The organism is Acinetobacter sp. ASP199, from assembly GCF_022700675.1.
In the GTDB taxonomy this organism is placed as follows: Bacteria; Pseudomonadota; Gammaproteobacteria; order Pseudomonadales; family Moraxellaceae; genus Acinetobacter.
Genome location: NZ_CP062182.1, coordinates 2089831 through 2104961 on the forward strand (window position 1 = coordinate 2089831; position 15131 = coordinate 2104961).

At 43.2% G+C, this 15131-nt stretch carries 16 protein-coding genes; 14 read left to right on the forward strand and 2 right to left on the reverse strand.

Annotation, left to right across the window (positions count from 1 at the left end; translation table 11 throughout):
- Window positions 1–109 precede the first annotated feature (109 nt).
- The 9 genes from IHE35_RS09910 to pal all read left to right on the forward strand — a co-directional run bounded on the left by IHE35_RS09910 (window position 110) and on the right by pal (window position 8859).
- On the forward strand, window positions 110–1450 hold the full coding sequence (locus IHE35_RS09910; RefSeq protein ID WP_242787231.1) for a deoxyguanosinetriphosphate triphosphohydrolase: 1341 nt from the start codon (window positions 110–112) through the stop codon (window positions 1448–1450).
- Between the two features lie 117 nt (window positions 1451–1567).
- Window positions 1568–2170 carry a Holliday junction branch migration protein RuvA gene (ruvA, locus tag IHE35_RS09915; RefSeq protein WP_242787232.1) on the forward strand — a complete coding sequence of 201 codons (603 nt, stop codon included), beginning with the start codon at window positions 1568–1570 and terminating at the stop codon, window positions 2168–2170.
- Between the two features lie 219 nt (window positions 2171–2389).
- A complete protein-coding gene (gene ruvB, locus IHE35_RS09920; RefSeq protein ID WP_242787233.1) occupies window positions 2390–3391 on the forward strand; it encodes a Holliday junction branch migration DNA helicase RuvB in 1002 nt (333 codons plus the stop codon).
- Window positions 3392–3966: 575 nt separating this feature from the next.
- Complete coding sequence (gene ybgC, locus IHE35_RS09925) at window positions 3967–4374, forward strand: tol-pal system-associated acyl-CoA thioesterase (RefSeq protein WP_004892182.1); 408 nt, start codon at window positions 3967–3969, stop codon at window positions 4372–4374.
- Between the two features lie 27 nt (window positions 4375–4401).
- Window positions 4402–5100, forward strand: coding sequence for a protein TolQ (gene tolQ / locus IHE35_RS09930; RefSeq protein ID WP_242787234.1), 699 nt, complete (start codon window positions 4402–4404; stop codon window positions 5098–5100).
- Window positions 5100–5549, forward strand: coding sequence for a protein TolR (tolR, locus tag IHE35_RS09935; protein ID WP_242787235.1), 450 nt, complete (start codon window positions 5100–5102; stop codon window positions 5547–5549). Before tolQ ends, tolR begins: the two co-directional genes overlap by 1 nt.
- A 3-nt stretch (window positions 5550–5552) precedes the next feature.
- Window positions 5553–6758 (forward strand): cell envelope integrity protein TolA, encoded by a 1206-nt coding sequence (gene tolA, locus IHE35_RS09940; protein ID WP_242787236.1) that lies wholly within the window; start codon window positions 5553–5555, stop codon window positions 6756–6758.
- A gap of 204 nt (window positions 6759–6962) precedes the next feature.
- Entirely contained in the window at window positions 6963–8246 is a 1284-nt protein-coding gene (gene tolB, locus IHE35_RS09945; protein ID WP_242789992.1) for a Tol-Pal system beta propeller repeat protein TolB, read from the forward strand.
- A 40-nt stretch (window positions 8247–8286) separates the two neighbouring features.
- Window positions 8287–8859 carry a peptidoglycan-associated lipoprotein Pal gene (gene pal, locus IHE35_RS09950; RefSeq protein ID WP_242787237.1) on the forward strand — a complete coding sequence of 191 codons (573 nt, stop codon included), beginning with the start codon at window positions 8287–8289 and terminating at the stop codon, window positions 8857–8859.
- Between the two features lie 76 nt (window positions 8860–8935).
- Here pal and IHE35_RS09955 read toward each other — a convergent pair whose 3' ends face one another.
- Complete coding sequence (locus IHE35_RS09955) at window positions 8936–9121, reverse strand: NF038105 family protein (RefSeq protein ID WP_004815102.1); 186 nt, start codon at window positions 9119–9121, stop codon at window positions 8936–8938.
- A gap of 181 nt (window positions 9122–9302) precedes the next feature.
- Between IHE35_RS09955 and IHE35_RS09960 the strand changes: the two genes are divergently transcribed.
- The 5 genes from IHE35_RS09960 to IHE35_RS09980 all read left to right on the forward strand — a co-directional run bounded on the left by IHE35_RS09960 (window position 9303) and on the right by IHE35_RS09980 (window position 12590).
- Window positions 9303–10277, forward strand: a complete 975-nt coding sequence (locus IHE35_RS09960) for a class 1 fructose-bisphosphatase (RefSeq protein WP_242787238.1) — start codon at window positions 9303–9305, stop codon at window positions 10275–10277.
- A 51-nt stretch (window positions 10278–10328) separates the two neighbouring features.
- Window positions 10329–11105, forward strand: a complete 777-nt coding sequence (locus IHE35_RS09965) for a TrmH family RNA methyltransferase (protein WP_242787239.1) — start codon at window positions 10329–10331, stop codon at window positions 11103–11105.
- A gap of 168 nt (window positions 11106–11273) precedes the next feature.
- Complete coding sequence (locus tag IHE35_RS09970) at window positions 11274–11888, forward strand: RNA polymerase sigma factor (protein WP_242789993.1); 615 nt, start codon at window positions 11274–11276, stop codon at window positions 11886–11888.
- On the forward strand, window positions 11885–12202 hold the full coding sequence (locus tag IHE35_RS09975) for a hypothetical protein (protein ID WP_242787240.1): 318 nt from the start codon (window positions 11885–11887) through the stop codon (window positions 12200–12202). The genes IHE35_RS09970 and IHE35_RS09975 overlap by 4 nt, the downstream gene beginning before the upstream one ends.
- Window positions 12192–12590 carry a DUF3106 domain-containing protein gene (locus IHE35_RS09980; protein ID WP_242787241.1) on the forward strand — a complete coding sequence of 133 codons (399 nt, stop codon included), beginning with the start codon at window positions 12192–12194 and terminating at the stop codon, window positions 12588–12590. The genes IHE35_RS09975 and IHE35_RS09980 overlap by 11 nt, the downstream gene beginning before the upstream one ends.
- 91 nt (window positions 12591–12681) lie before the next feature.
- Here the strand turns inward: IHE35_RS09980 and IHE35_RS09985 are convergent, their stop codons facing one another.
- Complete coding sequence (locus IHE35_RS09985) at window positions 12682–15129, reverse strand: CSLREA domain-containing protein (protein WP_242787242.1); 2448 nt, start codon at window positions 15127–15129, stop codon at window positions 12682–12684.
- Between the last annotated feature and the right edge of the window lie 2 nt (window positions 15130–15131).

Below are 15131 nucleotides of genomic sequence, written 5' to 3' on the forward strand. Positions count from 1 at the left end.
AGCGCTTTACCCTTAGCTCAGTTTAAGGCGGCAACTTATGTCGCAACTCCATATATTTTTATCTGCATTTTTGGCATGATGCATTAAACAATTGATTGAATAATGATAAATGACTCAAATGCGTTGGCTGGAATTACTCTCCACTGTCCGTATTGGCAGCAAAAAACAAAGTTCTGAACTGGCTCGCAGCCCGTTCCATAAAGACTATGACCGTATTATTTTTTCGCAAAGTTTCCGCCAGCTAAACCGTAAAACCCAGGTCCACCCCCTGACCCAGCATGATGGTATTCATACCCGTTTGACCCATTCACTGGAAGTGTCCTGTATTGGCCGTTCACTGGGTATGCTGGCTGCGGAAAAAATCAGGGATCAGTTACCCCCGTGGATTTCTCCTGCCGATGTCGGAGCCATCATTCAGGCTGCCTGTCTGGCGCATGATATTGGCAATCCACCTTTTGGCCATGCCGGTGAATACGCCATTCGTGAATGGTTTGATGATGCTTCCCATACTGACTTCCTGAAAAACCTGAGTCCGGAACAGGAAGCTGATGTCCGTCAGTTCGAGGGTAATGCCCAAGGTCTGCGCCTGCTGACCAAGATTGACTATCATCCCAATGATGGCGGTATGCGTCTGACCTATGCCACCCTGGGTGCTTATTTGAAATATCCATGGTTATCGCAGACCATCGATCCTACGGGCAATACCCCAGCCAGCCATCGTCCAAAGTTTGGTTGCTATCAGTCTGAAAAAGAGATTTTAAAGGAAATCGCCGAACAGCTCGGTTTGATTCAGCTCGGTGAATATCGCTATTGCCGTCATCCTCTAACCTATCTGCTCGAAGCTGCTGATGATATCTGCTATGCACTGATTGATCTGGAAGATGGCATCAGCCTGAACATGCTCAGCTATGCTGAAGTAGAACCGGTATTTTTAAACCTATTAGGTGATTATGGTACACCTTCCGAGATCAGCATGCCGGGGACGACCTGGCAGCAAAGGATTGCTGCCCTGCGTGGCCGGGTGATGAAACGTCTGGTAGCTGAAGTCACGACGGCATTTGCCCATCACCAGCAGGAAATCCTGATGGGTCAGCTCAAAGGTTCATTGCTTGCTTACTGCAGTGCAGATATTGAAATCGGGATTAATCGAGCCAAAGAACTGGCGCGGGACAGAATTTTTGAGCACCCGCAGAAAGCAGGTCTGGAAATCATTGCCCATCAGAGTCTGCAAACCATTCTGGATGCCTTTATTCCACTGACCACGCCACATAAAAACCTGAGTTTCAAGGAACAGCGTTTGATGGCAATTCTTAAACGTTCGGGTGCGCAGTTCCATGCCGATCATTATGACAATATCATGCAGGTACTGGATATTATTTCCAAGTTCTCGGATCATCAGGCCTACAATCTGGCACAGGAACTTCATGGCAATAAAGCTGGATTAATTTAATGATTTACACGATTTGCTGATAATCTCGGCAAATCGCAACTTTTTGATTTGCAGTATTTTGCCTTTAGCCTAAATGCTGACTACTATGCCTGTATTGAAATTGAGTATTTATAAAAAATGATTGGATGTCTGATTGGTGAAGTGCTGGCGCTGGAAGCACCGACTGTTTTGTTGAATGTAAATGGGGTGGGTTATGAAATTGATACGCCACTGACCACTTTCTGCCAGTTGCAAAAAGGCCAGAAAATTACCCTGTGGACGCATCTAGCCGTGCGTGAAGATGCCCAGTTGCTGTATGGTTTCTTGAATGCCCAGGAAAAAACTATTTTCCGCACTTTATTAAAGGTGAATGGTGTTGGCCCAAAAATGGCACTTGGCATTCTATCTACACTAAGTGTAGAAATGCTGATTCATACTGTAGAAAATGAAGATGTGAATACCTTGGTGAAAGTGCCCGGCGTAGGCAAGAAAACTGCAGAACGTCTGATGATTGAACTGCGTGACCGCTTTAAAGCCATGGCTTCTGGCAGCACACCAGCCAACTCTACTACGTCACAAATCCAGTTTATGGGCAATTCAGCCGTAGCGGAAGCGGAAGCAGCATTACAGTCTCTCGGCTATAAACCCGCTGAGGCACAGAAACTGGTGAATGCCGCCAAAGGCGACTTTACCGAAGCCAGCGACATTATACGCGCTGCGTTAAAGTCGATGAATCGTTAAATGTTAAAACACATCACTATTATCGCTACACGTTAGGCAGCATGGATGCTGCCGCAGAAATATGGCATAGGATGTGCCATTATTTCTGCAAAGGGTTTTGTTACTTTTGCCCTGTCAAAAGTAAGAGCATGCCTGCACAATGGCATAGAAATTCCAAGCGCATTTTGAGGCTATGACTTTATTCACCTCAAATAAACCATAGAGAAAGACTCAAAAGATATGCAAGACCGTCTCATCAGTGGTTCTGAAAAACCCGAAGATCACTTTGATCGCGCCATCCGCCCGACTTCCCTCGATGACTATATTGGTCAACCCGTGGTTCGAGAACAGATGGAAATCTTTATCGGTGCAGCACGTGGCCGTGAAGAAGCCCTTGACCACACCCTGATCTTTGGTCCTCCAGGTCTGGGTAAAACCACGCTGGCCAATATTATTGCCCGTGAAATGGGTGGCAATCTAAAATCTACTTCAGGTCCGGTACTGGAACGTGCTGGTGATCTGGCGGCAATGCTGACTAATCTTGAAGAAGGTGACGTTTTATTTATTGATGAAATTCACCGTCTTTCCCCAGTGATTGAAGAGATCCTTTATCCGGCGATGGAGGATTATCAGCTCGACATCATGATTGGTGAGGGCCCTGCTGCCCGCTCGATTAAACTGGATTTACCGCCATTTACCTTGGTAGCTGCAACTACACGTGCCGGTCTGCTGACCTCTCCGCTGCGTGACCGTTTTGGAATTGTACAACGTCTGGAATTCTACTCTGTTGATGACCTGACCCATATCGTGAAACGCTCTGCCAGCCTGATGGATGTTCCAATGACGCATGAAGGTGCATTAGAAGTTGCGCGTCGTTCACGTGGCACTCCGCGTATCGCCAACCGTTTATTACGTCGTGTACGTGACTATGCACAAGTAAAAGGTACAGGCGAAGTGACCCAAGACATGGCACAACGTGCACTTGATATGCTGAATGTCGATAAAGATGGTTTAGATACCCTCGACCGCCGTTATTTATCCATGCTTCTTGAACGTTTTGATGGCGGTCCTGCTGGTGTTGAAGCTTTGGCTGCTGCGATGGCGGAAGATTCAGGCACGTTGGAAGATGTCATTGAGCCTTACCTGATTCAGCAAGGTTATGTGATGCGTACTGCACGTGGTCGTATTGCTACCAATATGGCGTATTTGCAGTTTGGGATGACACCGCCTGAGCCGAAATAAAGTAATAAAAAAAAGCAGCTTAAGCTGCTTTTTTTTATTACTTTTAATAGCCTTAATAATTTTAATTTGATGTCTAACTCGACCGTACCAACAAAAATTTCATAGATTTTTTTATCTCTAATATATTCATTCTTAGTTGGAGCTGACCTATCCAAGACACTTTTTAATTTATTAAAATCAGACTCATCACCCTTAAAGCTATCTCGATCTACAGCTAAATTTATCAATCCTATTCCAAATACATACAAGGAATTAAAATCCCAGTTACGTACTATTCATTAACCGCGACACGCAATCCATTTTCTTTAAAGGCGACCATGACAATTACCCAGCTCAATGCCAAGCTGTTTAAAATAAAATGATCAGTTTTTATTGCAAGCTCTCTTTCTGGTTCCGCCCTATAGATAAAATTTCTCCCGTCTTTGAAATCTTGTGCCATTGGTCAAAAAAGTCAGTATGCTAAACTGCCCAGCCTGATATCACTTGACTTGTAGCCTAATTTTGGCAAATTCTAAGCTCAAAATTAGGTGCAGAAAGCAGCATTAATCTGCATGTAAAACCAATGGAAAAGCATTATGGCGAATAAATTTGAATTCAATATCCGCGTTTATATTGAAGACACAGATGCAGGCGGCATTGTCTATCACGCCAATCATATTCGCTTTATGGAACGTACACGTACCGAATGGCTGCGTGCATCAGGCATCAGCCACTACTGGCATCAAAAAGATTACAATTTTGTCGTACATAAAATTAACGTGAAATATTCGCGTCCTATTATGATGGATGACTTAATTACCGTCACTGCAAGTGTAGTTTCACTTAAAGCTTCATCTTTTGTATTGCAACAAAATATTTATCGTGGTGAAATCATGCTTGCATCGGGTGAGGTTGAGCTGGCCTGTATCGGCGCTGATATGCGTCCACGTCGCCTACCTGATGAAATACGCGACCTGATTCGAAAAGAATTGGAACAAGATTAAAAAAATGAATTGGCACATGTAAATACTATGGCAACCGAGTTAGCATCATCCCTACAAGTATCAGATCTTATTTTACAAGCAAGCCCTGTTGTACAACTGGTTATGCTGTCTCTTGTACTGGCATCCCTGTATAGCTGGTATCTGATTGCCAAGCTCTACATGGGTTATAAAAAGGCCCAGGCTGAAGATGAACATTTTCAGAAAATCTTCTGGTCTGGTGCTGAACTGAATACGCTTTATAACAATGCTCAGCTGAACTCTAAACGTACCGGGCTGGAAGATATTTTCTATCAAGGCTTGGGTGAATTTCTTAAACTGAAAAAACGTAACGCCTCTACCGTCCAGTCAATTGAAGGTACTGAACGTATTCTGCGCGTTGGTTTAAGCCGTGATCAAAGTGGTCTGGAACATGGTTTAGGTGCCTTGGCAAGTATCGGTTCAGTGGCACCTTATGTCGGTCTGTTCGGTACAGTCTGGGGCATCATGAATGCTTTCATTGGCCTGGCAGATGTGGATCAGGTCACGCTAGCGACTGTAGCTCCCGGTATTGCTGAAGCCTTAATTGCAACTGCAATTGGTTTATTTGCTGCCATTCCAGCAGTACTGGCGTTTAACCATTACACCGCTAAAGGTGAAACCGTTTATTCTGATCGTGCCCTGTTCGCAGAAGAAATGGTTGCCCTGTTACAACGTCAGTCACTTGACCAGCCTCAGGACAATGACTAATGGCAATTCAACGTTCAGGACGCTTTGAGCGTATTAAAAAACCACTGAAAAGTGACATGAACGTCGTGCCTTATATTGACGTGATGTTGGTGCTTTTGGTGATTTTTATGGTGACGGCACCCATGATTACCACTGGTATTAAGGTTGATCTGCCACAAGCCAACAGCAACCCGATTCAAGCTGAAGACCGCCCTGCCATCGTTACTTTAGAAGCTGATGGTACGATTAAATTAGAAGATAAAAATCACGCAAATGATGTCTTGACACTTGATGAACTAAAAACAGTCCTGACCAATGCACAAAATGAAGCACAGACTGCAAATAAACAGCTCAGTGTCTTGATTAATGGTAGTGAGACACGCCCTTATGGCGAAGTCATGCAGCTGATGTCCGCCCTACAAGATGCCGGTCTCGCACAAGTCGGCTTGCTTACCGCTCCTATAAAGTAATTTATGAAAAATTTCAAAAAGCCACCAGCTAAACAAAAAGCGCTTGCAATTGGATTCACGATTGGAGTCCATGCAGTCGCTTTGGTGGGATTACTTTATCTGGGTATGAGTAAACCGCCGGAAGCGCCAAAACAGATTAAAACTGTACTGGTGAATCCTGAAGACTTAAAACCGGTCACACGTGAAGAAACTGAGTTTGATGAAACTGCTCATGAAAATGTGGCAGAACAGATCACACAAACAGCAGAGCCTACCGAAGCAGCCCCAGTAATACCAACTGCTGCCCCGCCAGTGACGTCACCAACACCAAAAGTAGATACTCAAAAGGCGGCACAAGAAGCGAAAGCCGCAGAAGCAGCACAGCGTAAGGCTGAACAGCAGGCGGCTGAACAGCAGGCGGCTGAAGCAGCAAAACGTGCAGAGGCTGCAGAACAGGCCAAGGCTGCAGCTATTCGAGCAAAGGCTGAAGCTGCACAAAAATCTAAAGCTGAACAGGAAGCAGCACGTCGTGCAGAACAGCAAGCCCAACAAAAAGCGGCAACTGCAGAAAAGGCACGACTTGAAGCACAAAAGAAAGCCGATTTAGCTGCCAAACAGCAAGCGGATGCACAGGCAAAAGCCAAAGCAGAAGCTGCTGCCAAGGCAAAAGCAGATGCCGCTGCAAAGAATAAAGCAGCCGCTGATGCGAAAGCTAAAGCGGATGCTGAAGCAAAACGTAAGGCTGATGCTGCCGCGAAAGCTAAAGCCGAAGCAGATGCCAAAGCAAAAGCGGATGCTGCTGCGAAAAATAAAGCTGCTGCCGATGCAAAAGCGAAAGCAGATTCCGAGGCAAAACGTAAGGCTGATGCCGAAGCCAAAGCACAGGCAGAAGCTGAAGCAAAAGCTTCCGCTGCTAAACGGGCTGCTGAAGAAGCGGCTCAGAAAAAAGCAGAATCAAAACGGATTGCCTCTACAGCAAAACGTGACTTTGAGAATAAGATCAAGCGTGCCTGGGATACGCCTGCTGGTTCTTCCGGTCAGAAAGCGACTGCCCGAGTTAGCCTGAGTGATAGCGGTTCCGTGGTTTCCGTCATCGTAAATGCAAACGACCCGGACATGAAAGCCAGTGTAGAAGCCGCAGTTCGTTCTGCTGCACCATACCCGATGCCATCCGATCCGGATGCACGCCGTGAAGCCCGGAGTTTCACCTCCACCTTCACTTCACAATAAAAATTTAAGCCATAATCTGAAAAACAGTTATGGCTTTTATTTTTTTAAGTTAAACTTCAGGAAAAAGCGACTAAATAATATTCACTTTTCACAGTGTTATAACAGTTTGATTGTTGCTAGATGGTTTCATTCAGCCAAATTCATGCGATGATGTAACGCAATCATATTCACAATAAATCCGTTGATTTGAGTAAATAACGAATGATGGGAAAAACGCGAAAACACCTACTCTGTCTTGCCATATTCACTGCACTGGGCGCTATAACTGCAACACAATCACAGGCGCAACTGCATCTTGAAATTACCAAAGCACCTGAAGCAGCTCCAAAGATTGCGATTGTGCCATTCAGTCAAGACCAGAGCATTTACCCGATTGTAGAAAATGACCTGAACCGTTCAGGTAAATTTACAAGTAGCTCAAAAAACCTGCCGGCAACAGCAACCCTGAATAATCCGAATGCGGATGCCTGGGCTTCTGCGGGTGTGCCTTATGTGGTAACAGGCTCATCCAAAACCAATGCAGATGGTTCTTATGAAATTCAATATCAGCTTTATGATATTGAGAAAAAACAGTATCTATTGAATGAACTGTTGACAGTACCCGCTACACGTACCCGTCAAGCTGCACATATGATCAGTGATGCCATCTTCCAGGCATTAACCGGTATTCCTGGTGATTTCAGCGGCCGTATTGCCTATGTCCTCCGCAATCCTGCAACACCTGATCAGCGTTATACCCTGCAGATTGCTGATACTGATGGTGAACAACCAAAAACTATCCTGACTTCACGTGATCCAATTCTGTCTCCAGCCTGGACACCAGATGCGAAAAAGATTGCCTATGTTTCTTTTGAAACCAAACGTCCAGCAATTTACCTGCAGAATCTGGCAACTGGTCAACGTGAAAAACTGGCCAGCTTCCGTGGTCTGAATGGTGCGCCAAGTTTCTCACCAGATGGCAAGAGCATGCTGTTTACAGCCTCTATGCATGGCAATCCTGAAATCTATGAAATGAATCTGGAAACTCGCCAGCTAAAACGCATGACCAATGACTCAGCGATTGATACTGAAGCACGTTATGCACCAGATGGTAAATCTTTCATTTTTACCTCTGACCGCGGTGGTTCACCACAAATCTATCGTTATGATTTTTCAAATAGTGCAACCAAGCGTCTGACCTTCCGTGGCGCCTTCAATGCCCGAGGCACTTTAAGTGCAGATGGCAAAAAACTGGCATTAGTTCACCGTCCAAGTGGCAGCAATTACAAAGTTGCCATTCAAGACTTGAATTCAGGTGTGAATAATATCCTCACGCCTACCAGTCTGGATGAATCACCAAGCTTCTCACCAAATGGTCAGATGGTAGTCTATGCAACGCGTGAAGGTTCACGTGGATTGCTATCGATCATGTCACTGGACGGTCGTTTCCGTATGAACCTGCCAAGTGAACAGGGTGAAGTTCGTGAACCAGCTTGGGCACCTAAATAATCCATTGCTTCAACATACTCAAAACTTCATGGAGATGAAGATGAAAAAAGTACAATTATTCGCACTTCCTTTATTGGCCGCTGCACTGGTCATGACTGGCTGTGCCAACCGCAAACCTGCTACACAAACGCAAACAGGTGATCTGGGTGCAGGTTCAGCGACGACTGTCGACACTCAAGGTTTGAGTGAAGATGCGGCACTTAACGCACAAAGCATGGCTGGTGCATCTTCTAAAGGTGTAACTGCTGAAAATAAAGCTTACTTGGCAAAACGTGTGGTGCACTTCGACTATGACAGCAGCGAACTGTCAAATGACGATATCCTTACCTTACAAGCTCATGCCCAATTCCTGATGGCAAATGCTAATTCACGTGTTGCTCTGACAGGTCATACCGATGAACGTGGTACACGTGAATACAACATGGCACTTGGCGAACGTCGTGCCAAAGCGGTAGAAAGCTTCCTGGTCACTTCTGGCGTGAATGCTGGTCAGCTTGAAGCAGTGAGCTATGGTAAAGAAATGCCGGTAAATCCAGGTCATGATGAAAATGCCTGGAAAGAAAACCGTCGTGTAGAAATTAACTACGAAGCGGTTCCACCACTACTAAGATAAACTGCCTGAACTGTTCTCAGTTCTACAAATAAAAAAGCACTCATCAATGAGTGCTTTTTTGAATGAGGAAAATATTTTAGTGCTGAGCTTCTTCATCCTCGGGATGTTGCATCGACTCAATCATATCGTGTTTATTGAACTCTTTATACTCCGGCTTAGCCTCATAAGCCTTCCAGGCTTCCTTCATCTTATCTTCAGAAATTTCATCTAAATTAATGGCTTCGCTCGGCGTAGGAGTCGCATCAAACTTTAATGTTGTCATATTTGTGCTCCTGAGCCTATGTTTTCCTTGTAATCAACATAGCATTTTCTAGCGGACTTGCAAGTGTAAAATCATAGCAAATAGTCTCAGTTTAATTTTTCTTTTAGCTCGTTCTCATCTAAAATATAGACCAATTACATTTTTATCATTCTGATAAATTTTTATTCGGAGTTTTCCTGACATGTCTTACCTAAGCCTTTCCCAATTTTTACAGAAAAAAACGGGGAATCTCACACCTGAACTTGCACAAGTGATTGAAACAATTGCAAATACATGTAAGACAATTGATCAAGCACTGCAAAAAGGTGCATTGGCTGGCGTATTAGGCAGTGCTCAGCATGAAAACGTTCAGGGCGAAGAACAAAAGAAACTGGATGTCATTTCTAATGACTATTTGATCGATGCCTTAAAAGTTCATCCAAATGTGGGTGGCCTGGCATCTGAAGAACTGGATGAGTTCACTCCTGCGCAGGAAAATGGTCAGTTCCTGGTATTGTTCGATCCACTTGATGGCTCAAGCAATATCGACATCAATATGTGTGTCGGCACCATCTTCTCGATTCTACCTGCTAAAAATGCCGTGACTCAGGCAGAAGACTTTATGCAAGCGGGTGTAAATCAGGTTGCTGCAGGTTATGTATTGTATGGCCCATCTACCATGATGGCGCTGACTGTAGGTGCTGGTACTTTCTTCTTCACATTTGATCCAGAAACTCAAGAATTCCTGCTTACTTCTGAAGATATTCAGGTTGCTGCAGATACCAAAGAATATGCAATCAATGCCTCAAACCAACGTCATTGGGAAGAACCTGTAAAGCGTTATATCGATGAACTTCTTGCAGGCAAAACTGGCCCTCGTGAAAAAGACTTTAACATGCGCTGGGTTGCATGTATGGTAGGTGATATTCACCGTATCCTGTGCCGTAGCGGTATCTTCATGTATCCATATGACCTGAAAGACCCGAAAAAAGCTGGCCGCTTACGTCTGATGTATGAAGCAAATCCAATGAGTATGTTAATGGAACAGGCAGGTGGTACTTCTACAACTGGTCGTGTTCGCATTCTTGACATCCAGCCAACTGACTTGCATCAGCGTGTTCCAGTGATCATCGGTTCGAAAAACGAAGTTGATCTTGTCACTAGCTACCATAACTAATATTTAAAAACGGCAGTTGGCGTTCGACTGACTGCCGTGGACTCCTCTCCCATGCCAACCATCTTCCTTGAATCCAAAGATAATCCTAAAATTAAGCACCTGCGTGGCTTGATTGAACAGAATTCGTATCGAAAAAAGCAAGGACAAACTGTGCTTGAAGGCACACACCTGTGTCTTGCATGGCTTCATGAAAGCAAGAAAATTAATTCTATTTTCACCACCGAACATGCCCTGCAACATCCTGACTTTGAGATCATCTTAAAGAAATACACCGGTATCGTTTTTGTGATTGGTGAATCTTTATATAAAGACTTAAGTACTTTAGGAACTTCGATTGCCTGCATGGCAATTGTGGATATTCCAAGCTCAAGCCAAGCATTAGACTACACAGCAGACACCCTGATTCTTGAAAATGTTCAAGATCCGGGTAATGTCGGCACTCTGCTCCGTTCAGCAGCTGCTGCAGGTATTGATCAGATCATTTGCACCAAAGGTTCTGCATCTCTCTGGTCTCCACGGGTATTACGTGCCGGTATGGGTGCGCATTTTTCTCTTCAGTGTTTTGAAAATGTCACGCTAGAAGAAGTGCTGAATAACTTTAAGATCCCTGTTTATGTGACCAGCTCTCATCGTTCTAGCAGCTTATATAGCAAAGATTTGCGTAAGGCCTGTGTATGGATTCTGGGCAATGAAGGCCAAGGCGTTTCTGACTATGCACTGGAACACGCCGAAGCAGTCACTATCCCTCAACCAGGAGGTCAGGAATCTCTAAATGTAGCCATTGCAGGTTCAATCTGTTTCTTTGAAATGGTCCGTCAACGGATCTGATCACACATTTAAGTTACTTTATTTTATTTCTCAGCGACCTGCATAAAAAATAGATTACACTAGAAAAAATAATCAAGTGTAATGTCAACCAAACCATTATTTTCAACGTTATATAGATATGTACTTGAAAATAATGGTGGGTATCCAATGACAGGATTTTCCATCTCTATGGATTTAGCGCCAAAACAGCTTCAGTCGCAAGATGCCGGTACTTTAAAGAGTACAGCTGAGTCACGTCTGAAGAATTTTATGCAAGACGTGACGGGTCGTGCATTGGTGATGATGGAAAGTGCAACCCAAGGCCAGCATGGCATTGCTATGGATCTGGTCCAGGAAGCGTTTATTTCCCTGCATAAATCCTATGCAGATCGATCCACTGAAGAATGGTATCCCCTGTTCTACACCATTTTAAATAACAAGTTACAGGACTGGCGACGTAAAGAAATGCGTCGTAATCAGCCATTTTCATTCTTTAAAAAAGTTCAACTCGATGACGATGACTCGGAACTCAATGATGTGGTCGATGAAGCGACACCATCACCATTAGAGTTTCTGGATCAGGCCGTTACTGCTGAAGAAATTCAACACGCGATTGCCCAATTGCCTGTCCGTCAGCAACAGGCTTTCATGCTTCGTGCCTGGGAAGGTTTTGACACTCATACCACAGCACAAATTATGAACTGCAGCGAAGGCAGTGTAAAAACTCACTATCACCGTGCAATCCAGGGTCTACGTACCTCACTTGCACATTTAAATCCATTTCTGGGAGGGTCATCCGAATGAATCAAGATGATTTCTTAAAAAAAGTAACTTCCAAACTTGATGGTATTGCACAGCAGCATAAGGACAAACCTGTTGTGATGAACCGTGTTCTTGAAGAAATTCAGGAATCTAAACATTCACGTTTTGCCTTTCTCAAAATGTCAGGCTTTGCACTTGCAGCTGCCATTGCAGGAATTGTGGTTTTACCGAATGTTACTACCCAAGATGAGCCTCAAACCCAGGTAGTTTCCGTACCTAAGCTTTCACCACAAATGGTCGAAGATTTGGAAATGTTAATGGTTTTAGGTGAGGACCAGGTTCCACATGGCAGCTAAAAAACTAGCACTCGTATTTTGTGCATTCGGCTTTCTACAAACCAGCTTTGCCGGCTTTGAGCGCTTTTGGATTTTTTCCAAAGATGCAGATACACAGGTCAATGAAACCTGGAATAGTCTGTCAGATGCAGAACAGGTCGCTTTAATTAAGCGTTATCAGAGCTTAAAAGAAATTCCTGCAGAGCAAAGTGTAAGCTTACAACAGCGTATGGACTGGTTTACCCAATTGCCTGAAGCTGAAAAAGAAAAGATGCGCGAAACCTGGCAGAAAATGAGTTCTCATGAACGCAAAGAGTTGGCTTCACGTATGCAAAAAGCTACGCCTGAACAACGCCCTGCCATTCGTGAAGAATATTTCAATAAACATTTGATCGTTGCTGAAAACTAACACTCCCAGCTCAACTATTAAAGTCATTGCCAAAAATAAAAGATATTAAAAAAGCCTCAATTGAGGCTTTTTTAATTGTTTCTGCCACGCTTTAACTCTTGAAGAAACGGCGTGAACGGTAAGCTGCTATGCCAAATAGGCCAAACAAACCAATAATACTCATGGCACCGCCACCGCTGCTATCGCTATTGGTATTTTTCGCACTATTCCTTAAAATAATAGTTGCAGTATTCGACTTTATACCTTCTGTATCATAATAATAATACTTAATTGGATAATCAAACTGACTTAAATTATTTCTAATCTCGAACGTAATTTTGCCACCATAACATTTCTCACTCGTAGTGCCATCTAGACATAATCCCTCACGTTCCGCATACATATTGATTAATGAAGGATCAATATCTTCAAATCGAATAGGTGTCGCAGTATTATCCAAATGGGTTGGAGTTTTCCTGTATTGTGGTGCTAAATTATCCATTGGTCCATCATCATCCAAGTCATTACTTAATGGATTGACCTCTACTCTTAAATCATTTTCTGAACGGATGGTATAAATATCATTTTTAGCTACTGGTGCAATATTATTAAAGGTTGCAGCTAATATACCTGACGAACTTTCTGCTACTAGACCACTCGCTCTTTCCTCATCGGAAAGATTCTCTGTAATAGTATAAATACAATATTCACTCACGCCAGGCGGTGTGATAGCACCATCATTACGGTAAAACATAATACGCTTGAGTTCAGGCACCCATTCACATACTTGTTGCTCATCTGGACCAAAAGGAAATAAGTTAGTTCCACCTGTAGTACTGGCATCCAACTTTCCTACACCTTTGGCTTGAGTACTTATCGCATACTGATCGACATCAAATGGTTTATTTCGTAGTTCACCATCTATTTCAGTTTGCATAGGTAATGCCAATTCAAATGGATCGATATAAATTGCACGGTATTTTGCAAATTTTTTGGTATTCGTTAATAAGGAGTTGAAATCATCGAGTTCAGCCTGAATTTGTAATTTTCTTGGTGCATTTTCAGGATTATTGAGCATAGCTTTCAGCTGTTGGATTCGACCCTCATAAACAGCAATCATTTCACTATATGCCATATTGGTTAAAGACTGTATGTCAGCCGCAGTTAAGCGCATCAGTTCAACAGAACCAATATCGCAAGTATTTGCGTTTTCCGGGTTAAGTAATAATGTTCCATTCGAAACACGGAAAATTTCACGCTGATCACTTTCACTACAGTTGAGATGTCCAGCATTTACAAAATCTGTATTACTGTTTTTATCTATAGGGTAATACAGCGGCAAATACATATTATATGGAGAAGCAGGCTTATAATCCGAGAGCAATTCTGAACGGTCTACAGCTGCAGGGATAATAATGTTTTTCGCCGCATCTGTTAGTTTTAGCGTCGGAACAGTACATGTACTATCTAATGCATTATTCGTCAAAATCATATTAATTGGCTGATCTGCTGTATCCCCTCCATTTAAGGCATAGCTACAGGATTCACCTGTATTAAATGCCACAATATTGGAGTTAAATGCTTTCATGCCCTGGTCATCATATAAGAGGGTTGTCGCAGCTTCATTTTCTACAATCGTATTACTCACCAGACCTAATAAAGCTAAACCATTAAGAGGCTTTCCAGCACGAGAGCTAAACTGAATAATTGCACCCTCTGCGTCATCTACAATATTTTTAGCAATTGTAGAAGCATGAATATCAATACTCCCTGCACCACAGTAATCAATAATACTGGTGCTGGAATTCATTCCTGTTCGATAATTACCATTCTCGACAATACTACTATGGCTGATACTGGTTGGTGAGGTCGTTGGTAATCCTTTGCGCTCGCAATCCATTGCCCAAACACTACCCAATGGTGCATGATTACGCGTAATCAGGGTTTTAATGATAGATACTGTTTTTTCGCTATCACTTCCGGCAAAGTAAATAGCTCCCCCCTCATTATCCGCTTTAGAATCTGTAATAGCGGAATTATAGATGTTGAGTATTCCACCAATAAATAAAGCCCCACCATTGCCACGATCTATAGTAGATGCCTTGGCATACCCATTCTTTAAACTAATATTATTGATTTCAAGAGTAGTTCCAGAAGTAACCGTATTAAAAATTCGTGACTGCCCTTGTGCATTAATACTGGTTTGAATGTCCAGTTGGGCCGGGAAATTTCCTTTTAATGGATCTTTAGCTTGCTCATCAAACGGTAATGCCCCATATAAAGATATGGGTGAATTCAGTTTGAGTTCACCTCGAGTCAGGACATATTCACCTTTTTCTAACTGTATATAATCTGGCTGTCCAGGCAAACGATTGCCTACATTACAGCTTCCATAACTTTTATTTTCATAAGCTGTTCTGATCGCTTGTCGCAGTGAACATGAATTACGATCATCTGTATCCAAAGTCGTAGTTACTTGAATAATTCTGCTTTCAGCTGCCATCAATGACATAGTCGACAAAAAGGCAGCTGTGAAAAGTCCTTTTTTATAATTCTTCATCA

Excerpts from the sequence above, each read along its gene's own strand:
- IHE35_RS09910 (WP_242787231.1), top strand. The coding sequence starts at position 110 with ATGACTCAAATGCGTTGGCTGGAATTACTCTCCACTGTCCGTATTGGC.
- ruvA (WP_242787232.1), top strand. The coding sequence starts at position 1,568 with ATGATTGGATGTCTGATTGGTGAAGTGCTGGCGCTGGAAGCACCGACT.
- ruvB (WP_242787233.1), top strand. The coding sequence starts at position 2,390 with ATGCAAGACCGTCTCATCAGTGGTTCTGAAAAACCCGAAGATCACTTT.
- ybgC (WP_004892182.1), top strand. The coding sequence starts at position 3,967 with ATGGCGAATAAATTTGAATTCAATATCCGCGTTTATATTGAAGACACA.
- tolQ (WP_242787234.1), top strand. The coding sequence starts at position 4,402 with ATGGCAACCGAGTTAGCATCATCCCTACAAGTATCAGATCTTATTTTA.
- tolR (WP_242787235.1), top strand. The coding sequence starts at position 5,100 with ATGGCAATTCAACGTTCAGGACGCTTTGAGCGTATTAAAAAACCACTG.
- tolA (WP_242787236.1), top strand. The coding sequence starts at position 5,553 with ATGAAAAATTTCAAAAAGCCACCAGCTAAACAAAAAGCGCTTGCAATT.
- tolB (WP_242789992.1), top strand. The coding sequence starts at position 6,963 with ATGGGAAAAACGCGAAAACACCTACTCTGTCTTGCCATATTCACTGCA.
- pal (WP_242787237.1), top strand. The coding sequence starts at position 8,287 with ATGAAAAAAGTACAATTATTCGCACTTCCTTTATTGGCCGCTGCACTG.
- IHE35_RS09955 (WP_004815102.1), bottom strand. The coding sequence starts at position 9,121 with ATGACAACATTAAAGTTTGATGCGACTCCTACGCCGAGCGAAGCCATT.
- IHE35_RS09960 (WP_242787238.1), top strand. The coding sequence starts at position 9,303 with ATGTCTTACCTAAGCCTTTCCCAATTTTTACAGAAAAAAACGGGGAAT.
- IHE35_RS09965 (WP_242787239.1), top strand. The coding sequence starts at position 10,329 with ATGCCAACCATCTTCCTTGAATCCAAAGATAATCCTAAAATTAAGCAC.
- IHE35_RS09970 (WP_242789993.1), top strand. The coding sequence starts at position 11,274 with ATGGATTTAGCGCCAAAACAGCTTCAGTCGCAAGATGCCGGTACTTTA.
- IHE35_RS09975 (WP_242787240.1), top strand. The coding sequence starts at position 11,885 with ATGAATCAAGATGATTTCTTAAAAAAAGTAACTTCCAAACTTGATGGT.
- IHE35_RS09980 (WP_242787241.1), top strand. The coding sequence starts at position 12,192 with ATGGCAGCTAAAAAACTAGCACTCGTATTTTGTGCATTCGGCTTTCTA.
- IHE35_RS09985 (WP_242787242.1), bottom strand. The coding sequence starts at position 15,129 with ATGAAGAATTATAAAAAAGGACTTTTCACAGCTGCCTTTTTGTCGACT.